Raw genomic sequence first — 18651 nt, forward strand, 5'->3', positions numbered from 1 at the left:
ACCCCAGCCATCGGGCGAAGGACCAACACATGTTTCATAAAGTCGCCATCATTGGCGGTGGCGCTGCAGCGGCGACGCTGGTGAGCGAATTACTGGAGCGGCGCACGCAGCGCCCGCTTCATCTCGACTGGTACACGGGCGGCCCGATGGCCGGCCGCGGTGTCGCCTATGGCACGCCGTCGGAACGGCACCTGCTCAACGTGCGCGCCGCCTCGATGGGCATGTTCGTCAGCAAGCCCGGCGGTTTCCTCGAGTACGCCCAGGCCCTGGACCCTTCGGTGAAGGGGGCGGATTTCCTGCCGCGCCGGATGTACGGCGATTTCCTGCAGTCGCGTGTCGAGGACGCCGTGAAGAACGCGGGTTCGTTCGGCCACGACGTGAACGTGTTGCCGTTCGCCGCGGAATCCGTGGTGCCCTCGGCCGAGGGCGTCACCATCGGCTATGGGGATGGCGAAACGCAGGCCGAAGCCGCCGTGCTCGCCATCGGTTCGCTGCCTCCGCGCCCTTTGCCGGGCGTGGAAGACGCCGCGATCGCCAGTGGCCGCTACATCACCGATCCGTGGCCCTTCCTGGCATCCGCCGAGAGTCACGAGCGTCCGCTTCGCGTCCTGATCATCGGCCTGGGCCTTACCGCTGTCGACGTGTTGCTGGAACTCTCCGCACGCTGGCCGAACGCGCATTTCGACGCCCTCTCGCGCCATGGCAAGCTGCCCGAGCCACACCTCGCGGCGGCGTCCGCCCCCAACGACGATGGCGGCGAACTGATCGAGTCCATGCGCGACGACGTCAACATCCGCGTCTGGCTGCGCCGGCTCCGTGAGGCCACGGCGGGTGCCGAAGACTGGCGCACGGTCATCGACGGCATGCGGCCGCATACGCAATCGCTTTGGCACGACCTGCCGCAAGCGGAACGGGCGCGCTTCCTCCGTCATGCCCGCTGGGCCTGGGAGCGGGCACGTCACCGCATGCCGCCGCAAGTGGCCGCGACGATCGCGAATCTGGAATCCGACGGCCGTCTCACCCGAAGCCGTGGGCGGATGCGCTCGGTGCGACTGTCGGAGGACGGCTCGCTCGCGGTCGTGCATCGGTTGCCGGGCGGAGGCGAGACCACCGATTCCTACGACATCGTCATCCAGACCGTGGGCCTCAATACCGATACACAGCGCACCGACCACCGGCTGGTGCGCCAGTTGGTGCTCGGTGACCTGGTCACGCCCGACCCGCTCGGGCTGGGCTTCGCGGCCCTGCCGGATGGCCACCTGCTCGACGGCGAAGGCAAGCCGCGCCGGAACCTCTTCGCGATCGGCAGTCTCCTGCGCGGCGCGCTCTGGGAATCCACGGCGATTCCCGAGATCCGCAAGCAGGCCCAGAGCCTCGCCAACATGCTGTTGGCCGAGAAGGTACAGCGCGTCGCCACGAGGTGATCTTGGAACGTCAGGCGCATCCGGTGGCAAGGGCACCGGCGCGCCGTTCGAGCGCGACGCTGGCCATCGTGGCCAGCAAGCCCGCCACCGTGACCGCGGCACCGGCAAGGCTCACCACCGGCATGGCATAGCCCGCGGCCAGCACGGCACCGCCCAGCCATGCACCGCCCGCATTGCCGAGATTGAACGCGGCGATGTTGAGCGTCGAGGCGAGGTTGGGTGCGTCGCCCGCCACGTGCACCACGCGCGACTGCAACGGGGCGACGGTGGCGAAGGCCGCGATGCCCCAGACGAAGACGGTGACGACGGCGGCCACGGTCGAATGCATCGTCCAGGCGAACAGCACCAGCAGCAAGGTCAGCGCCACCAGGATCCCCATCAGCGAAGGCATCAGCTTCCAGTCGGCGAGGCGGCCGCCCAGGATGTTGCCGATCGTGGTGCCGAGGCCGAACAGCACCAGCACGGCACCGGTCCAGTGCGGGTCGATGTGGGACTGCTCCTGCAGGATCGGTGCGATATAGGTGAACACGGTGAAGACGCCGCCGAAGCCAAGCACCGTCATGCCCAGTGCCAGCAGCACTTGCGGCTCACGCAGCACACGCAGTTCCCGCCCCATGTGCGGCGCCTTCAGGTGGGGCAGCGCGGGAACGAAGCGGGCAACCGCCAGCGACGCGATCACGCCCAATCCGGTGACAGCCCAGAACGTGGCCCGCCAGCCCGCCCATTGGCCAAGGAAGGTGCCGAACGGAACGCCCAGCACGTTGGCCAGGGTCAGGCCCGCGAACATCAGCGCGATGGCGCGGGCACGCTGGTTGGCAGGCACCAGATGGGCCGCGACGATGGCGCCGATGCCGAAGAAAGAGCCGTGGCAAAAGGCCGCCACGACGCGGGCCACCATCAGCACTTCGTAATTCGGCGCGATGGCGCACAACAGGTTGCCGAGAATGAACAGGCCCATCAGCAGGAGGAGCGCGCGCTTGCGCTCCAGTCTGGCGGTCAGTGCCGCGAGCAGGGGCGCACCCACCGCCACGCCCAGGGCATAGCCTGAAACGAGCATGCCGGCCGAGGGGATGCTTACCCGAAGGTCGGCGGCCACTTCCGGCAGCAGGCCCATGATCACGAATTCGGTGGTGCCGATCGCGAAGGCCGCCACGGCCAAGGCCAGCAAGGGCAGACGGGACGAAGGGACGTTCATAGGATAGGCTCGATGGAAAGCGATAACGTGCATTTTCCCGCCCCGACCCTTATGCAAATACACCTCCTGGCGCCAAACACTGTTGCCAAAAACTTGATAGTGGAGACCGCCCGCGCATGATCGCCACCCTGATCGCCATCGCGGCGCTCTGCTTGCACGTTGCCGGCGTGTTCGCCGCCACGCACGCGGTGATGCATACCCGGACGGCACAAGGTGCCTTCGCATGGGTGCTGGGACTGGTGCTCCTGCCCTACGTCACCCTGGTGCCATACCTGTTCCTGGGCGCGAGCCACTTCGGCGGCTACGTGGACCTGCACCGGCAACGCCAGGCGCGCTTCTTCATGCTCCACGAGGAAGCCGCGCATCCCGCGCGGCCTGGCGTGCTGCCGCAAGCCGCGCCCGTCGGCGACACCCGCTACGACGCCATCGGACGGATGTTGAATAGCTCCATGCACGGCGGCAACGCGCTGTTCCTGCATGTCGACGGCGAGGCGGCTTTTGCCTCCATGTTCGCCGCCATCGCCCGCGCGGAGCGCTACGTGCTCCTGCAGTTCTTCATCATCCATGACGACGTGCTGGGCCGCCGGCTGAGCGAAGCGCTGCTGGATCGTGCGGCGGCAGGCGTGGAGATATGCGTGCTGTACGACAGCATCGGCAGCCATGCCCTTCCCGATAGCTACGTGGAGCGCTTGCGCGCTGGCGGCGTGCACGTGCACCGCTTCGCTACGCGGCGCTGGCGGAATCGTTTCCAACTGAATTTTCGCAACCACCGCAAGGTGCTCGTTGTGGACGGTGTTCGTGGCTTCGTCGGTGGCCTCAATGCGGGTGACGAATACCTCGGCGCGAAGCCGCCACTATCGCCCTGGCGCGACACGCACATGGGGATCGAGGGTCCCGCGGTGGCCGACCTGCAACGCGTGTTCGCCGAGGACTGGTATTGGGTCACCGGCGAGCGTCCGCCATCGTCGCCCCCACCGGAGCGATGCGGCCGCGCGGCGAGCCTCATCGTCGCCACCGGCCCGGCCGACCGCCAGGAGAGTTGCTCTCTGTTCTTCACGCAAGCCATCCATGCCGCAAGAAAACGCGTATGGATCACCACACCGTATTTCGTGCCTGACCAGGCCGTGTTCGGCGCCTTGCGTCTCGCCGTCTTCCGGGGCGTGGACGTGCGCATCCTCATTCCATGCCGGCCCGACCATCGCACGGTATTCATGGCCTCCACGCTCTATGCGCACGAGGCGACCCTGGCGGGCGTCCGCATGTTCCGTTACCAGCCGGGCTTCGTGCACCAGAAGGTGATGCTCATCGACGACGACACCGCGGTGGTCGGCAGCATGAACCTGGACAACCGCAGCTTCCGGCTGAACTTCGAGATCGCCGCGCTGAACGTGGACGAGGCTTTCGCCGCCGAGGTGGAAGCCATGCTCGTGACGGACTTCGCCAACAGCGAGGAGGTGAATCCGAACGACTACCGGCGCCTGTCGTACTTCCGCCGCGTGGCGCTGCATGTCGCCCGCCTGTTCGATCCGATCCTTTAGGCCGGTCTTTCAAGAACTTTCGTGGGCGATGGACTTGCGATACGTCCGTTACTCCGCTTGACTCGGCTACCTGTCCCCAGGGAACCGCCACGATGCTTCGCACCCTCGCCTTCCTCACCGCCGCCATGGTCAGCACGGCCGGTTTCGCCGCCCCGGCGCGCTTCGTCGAGCGCTCCGTCGATGTCCACGGCAAGACCTACCGCTACCAGGTATTCGTGCCCGCGGACATCAAGGGGCATCCGGCCGTGGTGCTGTTCCTTCATGGCAGCGGCGAGCGGGGCGTCGACAACCGGAAACAGATGTCGCAAGGCCTGCCACCCTGGCTGAAGCAGCACATGGATTTCCCGGCCGTGGTAGTGATTCCCCAGGCGCCCGACGACACGGAATGGACCGACCGTGCCGATGGCGATATGGCCATGGCTGCGCTGGAGAAAAGCGTGAAAGAGTTTCATGGTGACCGTAAGCGCCTCTACCTCACCGGTCTCTCCATGGGCGGCTACGGCTCCTGGCAGCTTGCCGTGGATCATCCCGGCACGTTCGCCGCGGCCGCCATCATCTGTGGCGGCGTCAGCGCCTTGAGCGACGAACGGGCGCTCTACGTGCACGGCGTACCAAAGAGCGACGATCCCTTCACCTGGGTGGCGGAGAAGATCGGCAAGCTGCCGGTGTGGATCTTCCATGGCGGCGACGACAACGTCGTGCCCACCGAGCAGTCGCGCAAGATGAACGCGGCGCTGGTCAAGCGCGGGGCGGAGGTGAAGTACAGCGAATTCCCCGGCGTGAACCACGGCTCATGGGAAAAGGCTTATGCGACGCCGGAGCTGTGGGATTGGATGTTCAGCCACACCCGGTAGGGAACCACTCCAAGGTGGGAGCCGACCCTGTCGGCGATGGGTGCTTGCCATAACCTGGCCCGCTGCCGCGGGATCGCCGACAAGGTCGGCTCCCACCAGCATCGGTTCCATTTTTGGTGCATCAGGAACTGCGCATGCTGGCGGACAGCTTCTTCAGCCCGCCAGCAAATACCAGCCAGCCGATGCATACCCCCACCAAGGCGCCGACGAACTCGAAGAAGACGCGCAGCCCGATGGCATCGGGATCATGCACGGCGGCGAGTTTCAGCTTCAACAAGGTGAGCGATTGCAGCGGCGCCATGTTGAAGTAGAAGAGGTCCCACAGGTCCTGTCCGGCGCCCAGTACCACGGCGAACACGTAGGCGATGGCAAGCCGCTTCCCGTCGCTCCAGCCATTGCCCTTGCCGAAGGCGTGCAGCAAGCCGAAGACGACGATGCCGACGACCAGCGCGATGGCGCCCGTTTCCAGGGCACCGACGATGCCGAAGCCCGTCCAACTGCGATCGTATGGCATGCGAAGAACTCGAAGGGAACCGGAAGTGCATTATGCCCGGGCGTCCACCTGGTTATCGCGTACATTCCTATCGCGGCCGAAACGCAGGTAAAGGGAGGTGGCCAGGAACATCGCCGCCAGCGCGGCGAAACCCGCCAGCAGGAAGATCGCGGGGTAGTCGTAAAGGCCTGCGACCCAGCCGCCGACAGGGCCGGTCAATCCCAGAGCCACATCGAGGAAGACGGAGTACGCGCCCAAGGCGGCACCGCGATTGTGCGTACTGACCCGGCCGACCGCCTCGACGCCGAGCGCCGGAAACACCAGGGCGAAACCTGCGCCCGTGAGTGCGGCCCCGGCGAGGGCCGCGTGCGGCGTCGTCCCCTGCCAGAGCAGGAGCAGGCCGAGGCATTCGACGAACAACGAAGCGATCGCCACGCGGTAGCCGCCGAACCGGTCGATGGCGTTGCCGAAGACCAGCCGGATGCCGATGAAGCATCCGCCGAAGATCGACAACGACAGCGCGGCATCGGCCCAACCACGGCTGGCGTAGTAGAGCGCCACGAAGGTCGAGAGTGAGCCGAAACCTATGGATGCCAGCGCCAGACCCGCGCCATAGGGCATGACACGCGAAAGAACGCTCTTGAACGGCAGGCGCTCGCCATGGCTCGGCGCCACGCGGGCCTTCGCCAGCGCCAACGGCAAGGCGACGAGGGCCAGTGCGAAGGTCAGAATACCCAGCGAGATGAAGCCGTGGTCTCGCGCCAACGTTACGCCCAGGGGTGCGCCCAGCGCGATGCCGCCGTAGGTGGCGATGCCATTCCAGGAAATCACTCGCGCGGTGTGCTCGCCGCCGATACCGCCGATGCCCCAGGTGATCGATCCGGTGCTCACCCAGCTCTCGGCGAACCCGAGACCGAGACGGCTGAGAAGGATCAGCGCCAGCGAAAGCGCGGGTATCTTCGGCACCAGCGCCGCCAGCGCGAGGAACAGCCCGGAGATGGCCAGGACGATGAGGCCGGCGACCACGGTCCGCTTCGGTCCCATCGCATCGGCCATGCGCCCGGCGTGCGGGCGGCTCAGCAGCGTCGCAAGATACTGCGCGCTGACCGCCAGCCCGGCGACGATCGTCGAATAGCCCAGGTCCAGGTGTGCGAATCCGGGCAGGACGGCGAGCGGAATGCCGATGCACAGGTAACAGACAAAGGAAAAGACGACCGCGGAAAGAATCCGCGCCGTGACGGCGAAGCGCCGTCCGCGATGGGGAACGAGGGATGGAAGAGACATGGCCGGGCGATTATAGCGCGCCGTTGTTGCAGTGCGTCATGGCTCGCCATGTGCCCATTTGAAAGGAGAAACCGCAGCCTGGAGAAACCGCAGTCTGGTGGGAGACGACCCTGTCGGCGATCCCGCGGCAGCGGGCAAGGATGAGGCAAGCACCCATCGCCGACAGGGTCGGCTCCCACCAGGGGAGGATCAGCCCAGCTCGACTGGCTGGCGGCTTTGCAGCGATTCGCGCAACGCGACCGCGATGCGCGTCGCTTCCACCGCGTCGTCCATGGTCAGCTCGAAAGGCATGTCGTCGAGCACCGCATCGACGAAGTGTTTCGCCTGGGTCACGAACGCCGGCGCGAACCGTTCGTAAAACGAGGGAACGACCGAATTGCGCACGCCGTTCGCATCGGCGATCTCCACGCGGTCAGCGCGCGGGTTGCGTCCGATACTGACCCTGCCGGCGGTGCCGGTGACGTCGGTGTGCGTGTCGTGCCCATGAGCCTGCGTGCGTGAGGCGTAGAACATCGCCATGCGGCCACCCTCGAACTCGACGATGGCGATACCGTTGTCGACATCGCCCATGCCCTCGAGCGGCGGATACATCGCCACCGTGCCCGTGGAATAGACCTTGGTCGCCTTCGGCCGGCCCAGCAGCCAGCGGGCGAGATCGATGTCGTGCACGCTGCAGTCGAGGAAGATGCCACCGCTGGTCGGCGCGAACTTCAGGAACGCGCCGCTCGGATCGGCAAGGTCCGTCGTCTGTGAGTAGACCAGGAACGGCCGGCCGATGCCGCCGCCCTCGATATGCATGAAGGCGTGGCGATAACTCTCGTCGAAGCGGCGGACGAAGCCGACCATGGCTCGCTTGCCAGCGTTCGCAGCGTGCGCGGCAGTGCGACGGCAATCCTCCAGGTCGAGCGAGAGCGGCTTCTCGCAGAATACGTGCTTGCCGGCGTCCAGTGCCTGTTCGATCTGCGCCGCATGCAGCGAGGTCGGCGTAACCAGGAATACCGCATCCAGTGACGGGTCGGCGAGCATCTCGTCGTAGGAATCATGGATGGTGCCGACGCCGAGCGTGTCGCTCGCCCAGGTTCGCTCGGCATCCACCGGACTGCATACGGCGGCGAGTTCGGCGCGCGGGACCGCGCGGGCGAGATTTTCGGCGTAGCGTTGGCCGAGCCGGCCGAGCCCGGCCAGGCCGATGCGGAGCTTATCCATGGTCAGATACTCACCTCGACGACCTTGCCTTCGCGCCACGAATGCGCGGCGGCCTCGGCCAGCTCCAATGCCTTGATGCCATCGGCGATGGTCGTGCGCACGGGCGTGCCACCGGCCAGCGCGTCGAAGAAATGGGCGATCTCGGCGGCGTACGCTTCGCGGTAGCGCTCCAGGAAGAAGTGCTCCGGGAGGTCATGGGCGATGTTCTTCGACGTATGCGACACGACCTGGGTCGGCGCGACGTTGCCCGCCTGCAGCATGCCCTTGCTGCCGAGCACCTCGAAGCGTTGGTCATAGCCATAGGCCGCGCGGCGCGACGTATTGATCTGGCAGAGCTTGCCGCTCTTCGTACGAATGGTGACGGCGGTGGTGTCGATGTCGCCGGCTGCCTGGATCGCTGGATCGGTCAGGCAGCTACCGGTGGCATGCACGCTGACGGCTTCGTCGGCGAGGATCCAGCGGAAGATATCGAAGTCGTGGATGAGCATGTCCTTGAAGATGCCGCCCGAGCTCTTGATATAGCTGACCGGCGGCGCGCCGGGATCGCGGCTGGTGACGATCAGCAGCTCCGGCGTTCCTACCTCGCCCTCGTCGAGACGCTTCTTCAGGGACGAAAAGGTAGGATCGAAACGTCGCTGGAAAGCGATCATGCAGACGACGCCGGCCTTTTCCACGACGGCCTGGCACGAACGGGCGCGCTCGACGTCGAGGTCCACCGGCTTCTCGCAGAAGATCGCCTTGCCGGCGGCGGCGGCGCGGTGGATGAGATCGGCATGGGTATCGGTGCTCGACCCGATGACCACGGCACCAACGGCGGGATCGTTCAATGCCTCATCCACGCTGGCGACCTTCGCGCCATGCTTTTCCGCAAGTTCCTGTGCCGAGGGCGCGTGCACGTCCACCACGTAGCGCAGGCGTGCCTCCGGGTGGCGGGCGACGTTGCCCGCATGGATCTTGCCGATGCGACCGGCACCGAAAACGGCAACTTCAATCATCGTATTCTCCTCGGGGAATGGTTTCTTCGACTGTGAGTTCGAGCTTGTAGGCCAGCGCGACGAACAGCGCCTGGCACAGGCACATGGTGCTGGTGAGTCCACGGAAGGCGAACGCGCTGCCTTCCTTCACCTTGAGCAGCACGTCCGAATGGCGCGCCAGCGGTCCCAGGTCGCTCTCGGTGATGCCGAGCACGCCCGCGCGATGTTGTTGGGCCACCCGCATGGCGTAGAGGGTTTCCTTGCCGAACGGTGGAAAACTGATGGCGATGAGCGCGTCGCCCTTGCCGATGCTGCGCAACTGTTCGCGGAACATGCCGCCGAGGCCACTCACCAGGTGCACGCGCTTCTGCGTGTGCTGCAACGCATAGGCGATGTAGGTGGCGATGGCGAACGAACGCCGCACGCCGATCACATAGATGTTTTCCGCCGCGGCGAGCATATCCACCGCCTTCTGGAAGCGTGCTTCGTCCAGTTCCTCGGCGAGCTCGTCGAGCCCTGCCCGGCTTGCGTCGATGAAGCGCGATGCGATCTCGACGGCGGGCATGCCTCCGGCACGGCCCTTGATGACGCTGCGGATTCGCTGCTGGTAGCTGCGCGAGGGCGCGGACTGCGCCGTCCACGCATCGCGGAACACCGCCTGCATTTCGGAGAATCCGGAATAACCGAAGCGCTGTGCGAATCGAACCACCGCGGAAGCATGCACGCCGCAACCTTCGGCTATCTCGCCGACACGCTGGACCATGATCGAACTGCGATGTTCCTCAAGGTAACGGGCGACCCCCTGCAGCTGGCGTGGCAGGGCTTCGAATTCATCCGCGATGCGCTGCATGAGGGCATCGGCTTCGCTGCGTTTGGCCATGGACGGCTCCATCGGGGACCGGCCGCATTGAAGCACGCGATGGAACGTATTTTCCATTTATTTTTTTGCTGCAATGCAAATTGCAACCATGGAACGGGGGGTCCATGCTCGACCCGCTTTCGGCAAAACAGCGGCCGCGAGGCCGCATCGCACTTCGATATCCATCCATCCGACCGCAAAACCGGTCACCTGTGGAGGCACTATGCGATCCAAACTGTTCCACGCCTCGTTGGCGGCAGCCCTAGCCCTCGGCCTTGGCCTTGCCGCCCCCGCCTCGCAGGCGGCTCCCGGCGATCGTTACGTTCTCGTCACCCACGCCGCCGACTCGGATTCCTGGTGGAACACCATCAAGAACTCGATCAAGCAGGCGGGCGAGGACTTCGGTGTCGACGTCGACTACCGCGGGTCCGGCAACGGCGACCTGAGCGAGATGGCCCGCCAGCTCGAATCCGCGGCCGCCCGGAACTACAAGGGCGTGTCCTTCGACATCGCCAGCTACGCGGTGCTGAAGGCCCCGGCCGCCAAGGTCACCGCCAAGGGCATTCCCATCGTCACCATCAACTCCGGCACGCCCGAGGAGAGCAAGAAGCTCGGCGCCATCATGCATGTGGGCCAGGGTGAATACGATGCGGGCAAGGCCGCCGGCGAACGGGCCAAGGCGGCCGGCGTCACCAGCTTCGTCTGCGTGAACCACTACGCCACCAACAATGCCTCGTTCGAGCGCTGCCAGGGCTTCGCCGACGCCATCGGCCTGAAGGACTGGCGCAAGACCTCGATGATCGACACGGGCATGGACCCGACGGTGGTCGCCAGCAAGCTCAGCGCTTACCTGCGCAGCAACCCGAAGACGCAGGCCATCCTGGCCCTGGGGCCCAATGCGGCGGAGCCGGCGATCAAGGTGGTCCAGGACATGCACCTGGTGGGCAAGATCAACTTCGGCACGTTCGACCTTTCGCCCGCCATCATCAACGGGATCAAGTCCGGCACGATCCAGTACGCCATCGACCAGCAGCCCTACCTGCAAGGCTACATGGGCATCGCCGCGCTGGTGATCGCGCACGAGCAGAACACCAAGGACCCGGCCAAGATCATCGCCGCACTGAAGGCCAACCCGAAGTTCCAGGCGCGCCTGAAACAGTACGACCTGAAACCCGTCTATACCGCCACCGGCGTCAGCTCCGGACCGGCCTTCGTCACCAAGGACAACGTCGCCACCGTCGAGAAGTACGCCGGCCAGTACCGCTGACCGGCAGGAGCAGAAGTCCATGAGCGCCATCAACGAGAGCGTTACGAACATGATCCATAGCAACCGCGCGAAAGCGCCGGAAGAAGCGGCATCCACGGACGAACGCGTGCGGAAGATATCTCCGTGGCGTGTCCTCCTCGACAGGCCCGAGCTCGGGTCGATCGCGGGCACCGTGCTCGTCTTCGTCTTCTTCGGCATCTTCGCCGGCGGCTCGGGCATGTTCGCGCTCGATGGCGTGATCAACTGGGCGCAGGTGGCGGGCTACCTCGGCATCATCGCCGTGGGCGCCTGCCTGCTGATGATCGCCGGCGAATTCGACCTGTCGATGGGTTCGATGATCGGATTCGCCGGCGTCATGGTGGCCATCCCACCCATGTATCTCGGCTGGCCGCTCTGGGCATCGGTGATCTTCGCGTTCGTCGGCTCCATGGCGCTCGGTGCCTTGAACGGCTACCTCGTGGTTCGCACGAAATTGCCGTCGTTCATCGTCACCCTTGCCTTCATGTTCATCCTGCGCGGCCTGACCCTGGTCCTTTCCACCGGCTTCGCCAACAGCACGATCGTCAGCGGCATCGGTGACAAGTTCACCGAGGACCCCGTCGTTTCCGCCTTGTTCCAGGGCACCACCCTGCACTGGCTGTTCAGCGCGCTCGCCGGAATGAACCTGATCGAGAAGCTGCCCAGCGGCGACCCGGTCGTGGCCGGCCTGCCCAAGGTGCTGGTCTGGTGGATCGTGATGGCGGTCGCCGCCGGCTTCGTGCTGGCCCGTACGCGCTTCGGTAACTGGATCTACACGGTCGGCGGCGATGCGAACGCCGCGAAGAATGTCGGCGTCCCCGTGCGCCGGGTGAAGATCTCGCTGTTCGTCCTCACCGCCTTCTGCGCCTGCCTGTTCGGCGTGCTGCAGGTAGCCGACGTCGGCTCCGCCGCGGCGGATCGCGGCCTGCAAAAGGAGTTCGAGGCGATCATCGCCGTGGTCATCGGCGGAACGCTGCTCACCGGCGGCTTCGGGTCGGTGATCGGCGCCTGCTTCGGCGCGCTGATTTTCGGCGTCGTGCAGATCGGTATCTCGTACACCAATATCGATTCCGACTGGTACCGCGTATTCCTGGGCGGCATGCTGCTGCTGGCGGTCCTGTTCAACCACTACATCCGTAGCCGCGCCGCGGCGACGAAGTGAGGAGCACCAACATGGCCGACGACTACATCCTCGAGCTCGACGACGTCAGCAAGTATTTCGGCACGGTGATCGCCCTCCAGGGCGTCACGCTGCGCCTGAAACGTGGCGAGGTGCACTGCCTGCTCGGAGACAACGGCGCGGGCAAGTCCACCCTGATCAAGACCCTTGCTGGCGTGCACCAGCCCAGCTCCGGCGCGTACCGCGTCGATGGCGAGCAAGTCCGCTTCAACTCGCCGCGCGAAGCGCTCGATCGCGGCATCGCCACGGTTTACCAGGACCTCGCGCTGGTCCCGTTGATGAGCGTGGCACGCAATTTCTTCGCCGGCCGCGAGCCGCGCCGCAAGATGTTCGGCGTCATCCCGGTCATCGACATGAACTACGCCAACGAGACCGCTCGCGACAAACTCGCCGAGATGGGCATCCGCGTCCGCGACGCGAGCCAACCGGTGGGCACGATGTCGGGCGGCGAACGGCAATGCCTGGCGATCGCCCGCGCGATCCACTTCGGCGCGAAGGTGCTGATCCTGGACGAGCCTACCGCCGCCCTTGGCGTGAAGCAGTCCTGCAACGTGCTCAAGCTGATCCACAACGCGCGCGAGCGTGGTATCTCGGTGATCTTCATCACCCATAACGTGCACCACGCCTACCCCATCGCGGACAGCTTCACGCTGCTCAACCGCGGCCAGTCCATGGGCACTTTCGCCAAGCGCGACATCACGAAGGAAGAGGTACTCGACATGATGGCCGGCGGCACCGAGATCCAGAGCCTGGTCGATGAACTGGAAGGCCGCGCGGCCTGATACGGAACCCCTATGCGTAATCCCCTGCCCCGCTCTTCCTCCCGCCCCATCGATGTCGCCTGCCTCGGCCGGCTCGCGGTGGATCTCTACGCCCAGCAGATCGGTGCCCGCCTGGAAGACGTGACCAGCTTCGCCAAGTACCTTGGCGGCTCGTCGGCCAACGTGGCCTTCGGCACCGCGCGGCTGGGCCTGCGCTCGGCCATGCTCTCCCGCGTGGGTGACGACCACATGGGCCGTTTCCTGACCGGGACGCTCGAGGCCGAAGGTTGCGACGTCAGCCAGGTCCGGATCGACTCCGATCGCCTGACCGCCCTGGCGATCCTCGGCATCAAGGATCGCGAAACCTTCCCCCTTTTGTTCTACCGCGAGAACTGTGCGGACATGGCGTTGGCAACCGGGGATATCGACGAGTCCTTCATCGCCTCCTGCCGCGCCCTTGCCATCACGGGAACGCATTTCTCCGAACCCGGCGTCCACGCCGCCAGCACGCGCGCCATCGAGCTGGCCCGCAAGCACGACGTGCGCACCGTGCTCGATATCGACTATCGCCCCGTGCTGTGGGGCCTCACCGGCCGGGGTGAAGGCGAAACGCGTTTCGTCGCCGCCGACCATGTCACCGGCCACCTGCAAGCCATCCTCCCCGGCTTCGACGTGATCGTCGGCACCGAGGAGGAATTCCACATCGCCGGTGGCAGCGAAGACCTGCTCGCCGCGCTGCGTGCCGTGCGTGGCATCAGCGCGGCCACCCTCGTGGTCAAGCGCGGTCCACTGGGTTGCTCCGTGATCGAAGGTGCGATCCCCGCGGCCATCGACGAGGCTCCCACCTATCGCGGCAGCCAGGTGGACGTGCTCAACGTGCTCGGCGCCGGCGATGCCTTCCTCTCCGGCTTCCTTGCCGGCTGGCTGCGTGACGAGTCGATCGAACGGTCGTGCGCCTTCGCCAATGCCTGCGGTGCGATCGTGGTGTCACGCCATGGTTGCGCACCGGCCATGCCCGGACGCGCGGAACTCGACGCCTTTCTCCAGCGTGAAGGTGGCATCCGCCGGCCGGACCTCGACGCCGAGCTGTCCCACCTTCATCGCACGGCCGTGCCGCGGAAGGCGTGGGACGAACTCTACGTGTTCGCCTTCGACCACCGCACGCCGTTCTTCGAACTGGCCAGGCAGGTCGGTGGCGACGAGGCACGCATACCGCGTCTCAAGGAATTGCTGGTGGAAGCCGTGGCCGCCACGGAACGGGCCGGGAAGCTCCAGGGCCACGTCGGCCTGCTGGCCGACGACCGCTATGGACAGGACGCGCTCAATGCCGCGACGGGCCGTGGGTGGTGGATCGGCCGGCCCGTCGAGGTCTCCGGTTCGAACCCGCTGGAACTGGAACGCGGCCGCTCCATAGGCAGCCAACTGGTCGCCTGGCCGCGCGAGCACGTCATCAAGTGCCTGGTCGCCTTCGATCCGGATGCGAATCCCATGGATCGGGTGGAGCAGGAAACGCAGCTCCGCACGCTGTACGACGCGGCGAAAATCAGTGGCCACGAGTTGCTCCTGGAAGTGATCCCGCCGGGATGCAGAAGCCAGGAAGAGCGCGACGAACTCGTGCTGCGTTCGCTGAAGCGCATCTACAACCTTGGCATCAAGCCCGAATGGTGGAAGCTCTGCCCGCCGCGTCGCGAGGCGTGGGCCGCGATCGACGCCCTGATCCACGAGCGTGACCCGCAGTGCCGCGGCGTGCTGCTACTCGGCCTCAACGCACCGGCGGAGGCCCTTGCGGCGGGCTTCGCCGACGCTGTCGAAAGCGCCACCTGCCGGGGCTTCGCCGTGGGCCGAACGATTTTCGCGGAACCGGCGAAGGCGTGGCTCGCCGGGACCATCGACGATGCCGCCCTCGTCGCCCAGGCCCGCGCCGCCTTCGAACGCATGATCGCCTTGTGGCGTGAAGGCCGGCGCAGTCCCGAAACGCTGAAGGAAGGCGCCGCCGCATGAGCGAGACGATCCGCCTCACCTGCGCGCAGGCGCTGGTCCGTTATCTCTCGGCGCTGCGCGGGCGCGATGCCGACCAGGAAGAGTCCGTGCCGCTGTTCAGCGGCGTGTTCGCCATTTTCGGCCACGGCAACGTGGCCGGCATGGGTGAAGCGCTGTATGGCGTGCGCAACGAATTGCCGACGCTCCGCGCGCACAACGAACAGGCGATGGCGCATGCCGCCATCGCCTATGCCAAGGCGAACATGCGCCGGCGCATGATGGCCGTCACCACGTCGATCGGCCCGGGCGCGACCAATCTCGTCACGGCCGCCGCGTTGGCCCATGTGAACCGTCTGCCGGTACTCTTGCTGCCCGGCGACATCTTCGTCTCGCGCGAGCCGGACCCGGTGTTGCAACAGCTCGAGGATTTCTCCGACGGCACGGTCTCGGTCAACGACTGCTTCCGGCCCGTGTCGCGTTACTTCGACCGCATCGTCCGGCCGGAGCAATTGCTGACCGCCCTCCCCCGCGCCATCCGCGTGTTGACCGATCCCGCGCTGTGCGGACCGGTCACGCTCGCCCTGCCCCAGGACGTGCAAGCGGAAGCCTACGACTACCCGCTGTCGTTCTTCGAGCCGCGTGAGATCGTCTTCCGCGCCCCGCAACCCACCGACGACGAGCTGATGGCCGCGCTCGACGCGATCGAGGTCGCCGAGCGCCCGGTGATCATCGCCGGCGGTGGCGCCCTCTACGCCAAGGCCACGCCGGCGCTGCTCAATTTCGCGGACAAGCATGGCGTTCCGGTCTGCGAGACACAGGCGGGCAAAGGCGCGTTGCCGTGGAACCACCCGTTGCACCTCGGTCCGGCCGGGGTCAGCGGATCGACCGCCGCGAACGCCTTGCTCCGCGAGGCGGACCTGATCATCGCCGTGGGAACGCGGTTGCAGGATTTCACCACGGGATCGAACGCCCTGTTCCGCCACGTGCCGATTCTTTCGGTGAACGTGAACAGCTTCGACGCACTCAAGGGCGATGGACTGGAGGCGATCGGCGATGCGGCACAGGTGCTCGACGACATCAGCTTCGGGCTCGAGGATTGGGCGGCACCCGAGGACTGGACGACACGCGCCCGCGAAGCGGCCAGGGAATGGGTGGACATCGTCTCGCGTATCACCGGGCAGCGTGAGCCGCCGGCGGGGCGCCTGCCGTACGACGGCGAAGTGATCGGTGCCGTGCAGCGTTCGTCGTCGCGCTCCGCCATGGACGACATCGTGGTCTGCGCTGCCGGCACCCTGCCCGCCGAACTGGAAAAGCTCTGGCGTACTGAAACGCCCGGCGGCTACCACATGGAATACGGCTATTCGTGCATGGGCTACGAGATCGCCGGTGGCCTGGGCGTGAAGTTGGCCTACCCCAACCGCGAGGTCATCGTGATGGTGGGCGACGGCAGCTACCTCATGATGAATTCGGAAATCGCGACATCCGTGATGCTCGACGCGAAGCTCATCATCGTGCTGCTGGACAATCGCGGCTACGGTTGCATCAACCGGCTGCAGCAAGCGACGGGCGGTGCACCGTTCAACAACATGTTCGAGAACTGCGTGCAGGGCCGCCACGGCGCGCCCAGCGTCGACTTCGCGGCCCACGCCCGCAGTCTCGGTGCGATCGCCGAGCATGTGGGCGATATCGCCGGACTGGAGGCCGCGATGGAGCGCGCACGCGCCGCCGACCGCACCTATCTCATCAGCATCGACACCGACCACACACGCACGACCGACGAGGGCGGTGTGTGGTGGGACGTAGCGGTGCCGGAAGTTTCCACGCGGGATGCCGTGCGCGAAGCGCGTGCGGGCTACGAGACCGCCATCGTGGGCCGCAAGGCCAGGATCACGCCAGCATGAAGAACGATCCCATCCGCATCGGCATCAATCCGATCTCCTGGAGCAACGACGACCTGCCATCGCTCGGCGGGGAGATACCGTTGTCCACCGCGCTCACGGAAGGCAAGGCCATCGGCTACGAGGGCTTCGAACTCGGCAACAAGTTCCCCAAGGAACCGGCGGCACTGCGCGAGCTGATGGCGGGCTACGGCCTCGACGTCGTCTCGGGCTGGTATTCGGGCCGGCTGGGCGAACGCACCGCGAAAGAGGAATCGGCCGCCGTCGCCAAGCACCTTCGCCTGCTCGCCGAGAACGGTTGCAAGGTCATGGTCTATGGCGAGGTGGCCCATGCCATCCAGGGCGAGCCGGTGCCGTTGTACAAGCGTCCGCGCTTCCGCGGCGAGGACGACTGGAAACGCTATGGTGAGAAGGTGACGGAGTTCGCCCGTTTCACGCTCTCTCAAGGCGTTCGCCTGGCTTATCACCATCACATGGGTGCGTATGTCGAGTCGCCCGACGACATCGATCAGCTCATGGCGCATACCGGGGAGGACGTGGGGCTGTTGTTCGACAGCGGCCACACCTACTTCGGCGGCGGCGATCCGGTGGCCGTGCTGGTGCGGCATATCGCCCGCATCTGCCACGTCCATTGCAAGGACGTGCGGCCTGGCATCGTTCGTCTCGCGCGCAACCGTCAATGGACCTTCCTCGAATCCGTGCTCAACGGGGCGTTCACCGTTCCGGGTGATGGCGTGATCGATTTCGCCGCGATCGTGGGCAAGCTGAAGGAGCATGGCTACAGAGGCTGGCTGGTCGTCGAGGCCGAACAAGATCCGGCGGTGGCTCCCAGCTACGCCTTCGCGAAGAAGGGATACGACACCCTGCGCGGATTGCTCGACCGGGAACCGGTGAAGGAGGTCGCATGAGCCTGCTCGTCAAGGCCATGCCCACGGGCGAGGCCATCGTCAAGGTGACGCCACAGACCGCGCACTGGAAGCACGTCGGCTTCGAAGCACGCCGCCTCGCCGCGGGACAACGCACGGAGATCGCGCTGCCATCCGATCGCGAAGGGTGTCTCGTCGTGCTGGCCGGGACTGTCGACGTCCGTGTCGGAGCGCATGCATGGGAACGCCTCGGCGGCCGTGCGAGCGTCTTCGAGGATCGCTCGCCGCATGCCGTGTATGCCCCGCCGTCATCGGTCTTCAGTGTCAGCGCGAGAACCGATGCCGAACTCGCCATCGCCTCGGCACCCGCCTCGGGACGGCTGGACGCGCGCCTGCTCACACCGGAGTCGATGAAGCGCTCGGTCCGCGGCACCGGATCGAACACGCGGTATGTGTGCGACATCCTGCCCGAGACCGAGCCCGCCGAATCGCTGCTGGTCGTCGAAGTGCTCACGCCCGCCGGTCACTCGTCGAGCTATCCGCCACACAAGCACGACACCGACGCGCTGCCGGAAGAAAGCGTCCTCGAGGAAACCTACTACCACCGCATCGATCCACCGCAGGGATTCGCCTTCCAGCGCGTCTACACCGACACCCGCGACATCGACGAATCGATGGCCGTGGGCGACCACGACGTGGTCATGGTGCCGCGCGGGTACCACCCCGTGGTGATGCCACACGGCTACAGGGGCTACTACCTCAACGTGATGGCCGGCCCACGCCGTGAATGGCACTTCCGCAACGATCCCGCCCACGAATGGATGATCGCGCGTTGAAACGCCGCGATCGGAGTA

16 protein-coding genes are annotated in these 18651 nt (G+C 66.0%); 10 read left to right on the forward strand and 6 right to left on the reverse strand.

Going from position 1 to position 18651, the window contains the following annotated elements:
* The first annotated feature begins 29 nt into the window (after positions 1-29).
* The gene (locus tag J2T07_RS14460) at positions 30-1424 is read left to right on the forward strand and encodes an FAD/NAD(P)-binding protein (RefSeq protein ID WP_306850815.1); all 1395 of its coding nucleotides are present in this window, start codon (positions 30-32) and stop codon (positions 1422-1424) included.
* A gap of 10 nt (positions 1425-1434) precedes the next feature.
* On the opposite strand, the gene J2T07_RS14465 is transcribed toward J2T07_RS14460, so the two are convergent.
* Complete coding sequence (locus tag J2T07_RS14465; RefSeq protein WP_306850816.1) at positions 1435-2619, reverse strand: MFS transporter; 1185 nt, start codon at positions 2617-2619, stop codon at positions 1435-1437.
* A gap of 116 nt (positions 2620-2735) precedes the next feature.
* On the opposite strand from J2T07_RS14465, the gene cls reads away from it, so the two are divergent.
* Together cls and J2T07_RS14475 are read left to right on the forward strand one after the other, a co-directional pair.
* On the forward strand, positions 2736-4157 hold the full coding sequence (cls, locus tag J2T07_RS14470) for a cardiolipin synthase (protein WP_306850817.1): 1422 nt from the start codon (positions 2736-2738) through the stop codon (positions 4155-4157).
* A 92-nt stretch (positions 4158-4249) separates the two neighbouring features.
* Positions 4250-5011: a prolyl oligopeptidase family serine peptidase gene (locus J2T07_RS14475; protein ID WP_306850818.1), complete on the forward strand. Its 762-nt coding sequence runs from the start codon at positions 4250-4252 to the stop codon at positions 5009-5011.
* A gap of 121 nt (positions 5012-5132) precedes the next feature.
* Here the strand turns inward: J2T07_RS14475 and J2T07_RS14480 are convergent, their stop codons facing one another.
* The 5 genes from J2T07_RS14480 to J2T07_RS14500 form a co-directional block, all read right to left on the reverse strand.
* Positions 5133-5525 carry a hypothetical protein gene (locus J2T07_RS14480; RefSeq protein WP_306850819.1) on the reverse strand — a complete coding sequence of 131 codons (393 nt, stop codon included), beginning with the start codon at positions 5523-5525 and terminating at the stop codon, positions 5133-5135.
* A gap of 30 nt (positions 5526-5555) precedes the next feature.
* Complete coding sequence (locus J2T07_RS14485; RefSeq protein ID WP_306850820.1) at positions 5556-6788, reverse strand: MFS transporter; 1233 nt, start codon at positions 6786-6788, stop codon at positions 5556-5558.
* A gap of 189 nt (positions 6789-6977) precedes the next feature.
* The gene (locus J2T07_RS14490; RefSeq protein WP_306850821.1) at positions 6978-7994 is read right to left on the reverse strand and encodes a Gfo/Idh/MocA family oxidoreductase; all 1017 of its coding nucleotides are present in this window, start codon (positions 7992-7994) and stop codon (positions 6978-6980) included.
* Between the two features lie 2 nt (positions 7995-7996).
* Positions 7997-8989 (reverse strand): inositol 2-dehydrogenase, encoded by a 993-nt coding sequence (iolG, locus tag J2T07_RS14495; protein WP_306850822.1) that lies wholly within the window; start codon positions 8987-8989, stop codon positions 7997-7999.
* The gene (locus J2T07_RS14500; protein WP_306850823.1) at positions 8982-9848 is read right to left on the reverse strand and encodes a MurR/RpiR family transcriptional regulator; all 867 of its coding nucleotides are present in this window, start codon (positions 9846-9848) and stop codon (positions 8982-8984) included. Before J2T07_RS14500 ends, iolG begins: the two co-directional genes overlap by 8 nt.
* Before the next feature lie 202 nt (positions 9849-10050).
* On the opposite strand from J2T07_RS14500, the gene J2T07_RS14505 reads away from it, so the two are divergent.
* From J2T07_RS14505 to iolB, 7 genes are read left to right on the forward strand one after another with little or no spacing between them, the layout of a single operon-like run.
* Positions 10051-11094, forward strand: coding sequence for a sugar ABC transporter substrate-binding protein (locus J2T07_RS14505; RefSeq protein ID WP_306850824.1), 1044 nt, complete (start codon positions 10051-10053; stop codon positions 11092-11094).
* 19 nt (positions 11095-11113) lie between these two features.
* Positions 11114-12274, forward strand: coding sequence for an ABC transporter permease (locus J2T07_RS14510; protein WP_306850825.1), 1161 nt, complete (start codon positions 11114-11116; stop codon positions 12272-12274).
* An 11-nt stretch (positions 12275-12285) separates the two neighbouring features.
* Positions 12286-13074 (forward strand): ATP-binding cassette domain-containing protein, encoded by a 789-nt coding sequence (locus J2T07_RS14515; RefSeq protein WP_306850826.1) that lies wholly within the window; start codon positions 12286-12288, stop codon positions 13072-13074.
* Positions 13075-13086: 12 nt separating this feature from the next.
* Positions 13087-15054: a bifunctional 5-dehydro-2-deoxygluconokinase/5-dehydro-2-deoxyphosphogluconate aldolase gene (locus J2T07_RS14520; RefSeq protein WP_306850827.1), complete on the forward strand. Its 1968-nt coding sequence runs from the start codon at positions 13087-13089 to the stop codon at positions 15052-15054.
* Positions 15051-16934: a 3D-(3,5/4)-trihydroxycyclohexane-1,2-dione acylhydrolase (decyclizing) gene (iolD, locus tag J2T07_RS14525; protein WP_306850828.1), complete on the forward strand. Its 1884-nt coding sequence runs from the start codon at positions 15051-15053 to the stop codon at positions 16932-16934. Before J2T07_RS14520 ends, iolD begins: the two co-directional genes overlap by 4 nt.
* The gene (iolE, locus tag J2T07_RS14530) at positions 16931-17839 is read left to right on the forward strand and encodes a myo-inosose-2 dehydratase (protein WP_306850829.1); all 909 of its coding nucleotides are present in this window, start codon (positions 16931-16933) and stop codon (positions 17837-17839) included. The genes iolD and iolE overlap by 4 nt, the downstream gene beginning before the upstream one ends.
* Entirely contained in the window at positions 17836-18633 is a 798-nt protein-coding gene (iolB, locus tag J2T07_RS14535; protein WP_306850830.1) for a 5-deoxy-glucuronate isomerase, read from the forward strand. Before iolE ends, iolB begins: the two co-directional genes overlap by 4 nt.
* Positions 18634-18651: the final 18 nt, after the last annotated feature.

The organism is Luteibacter jiangsuensis (assembly GCF_030812295.1).
GTDB classification, from domain to species: Bacteria; Pseudomonadota; Gammaproteobacteria; order Xanthomonadales; family Rhodanobacteraceae; genus Luteibacter; species Luteibacter jiangsuensis_A.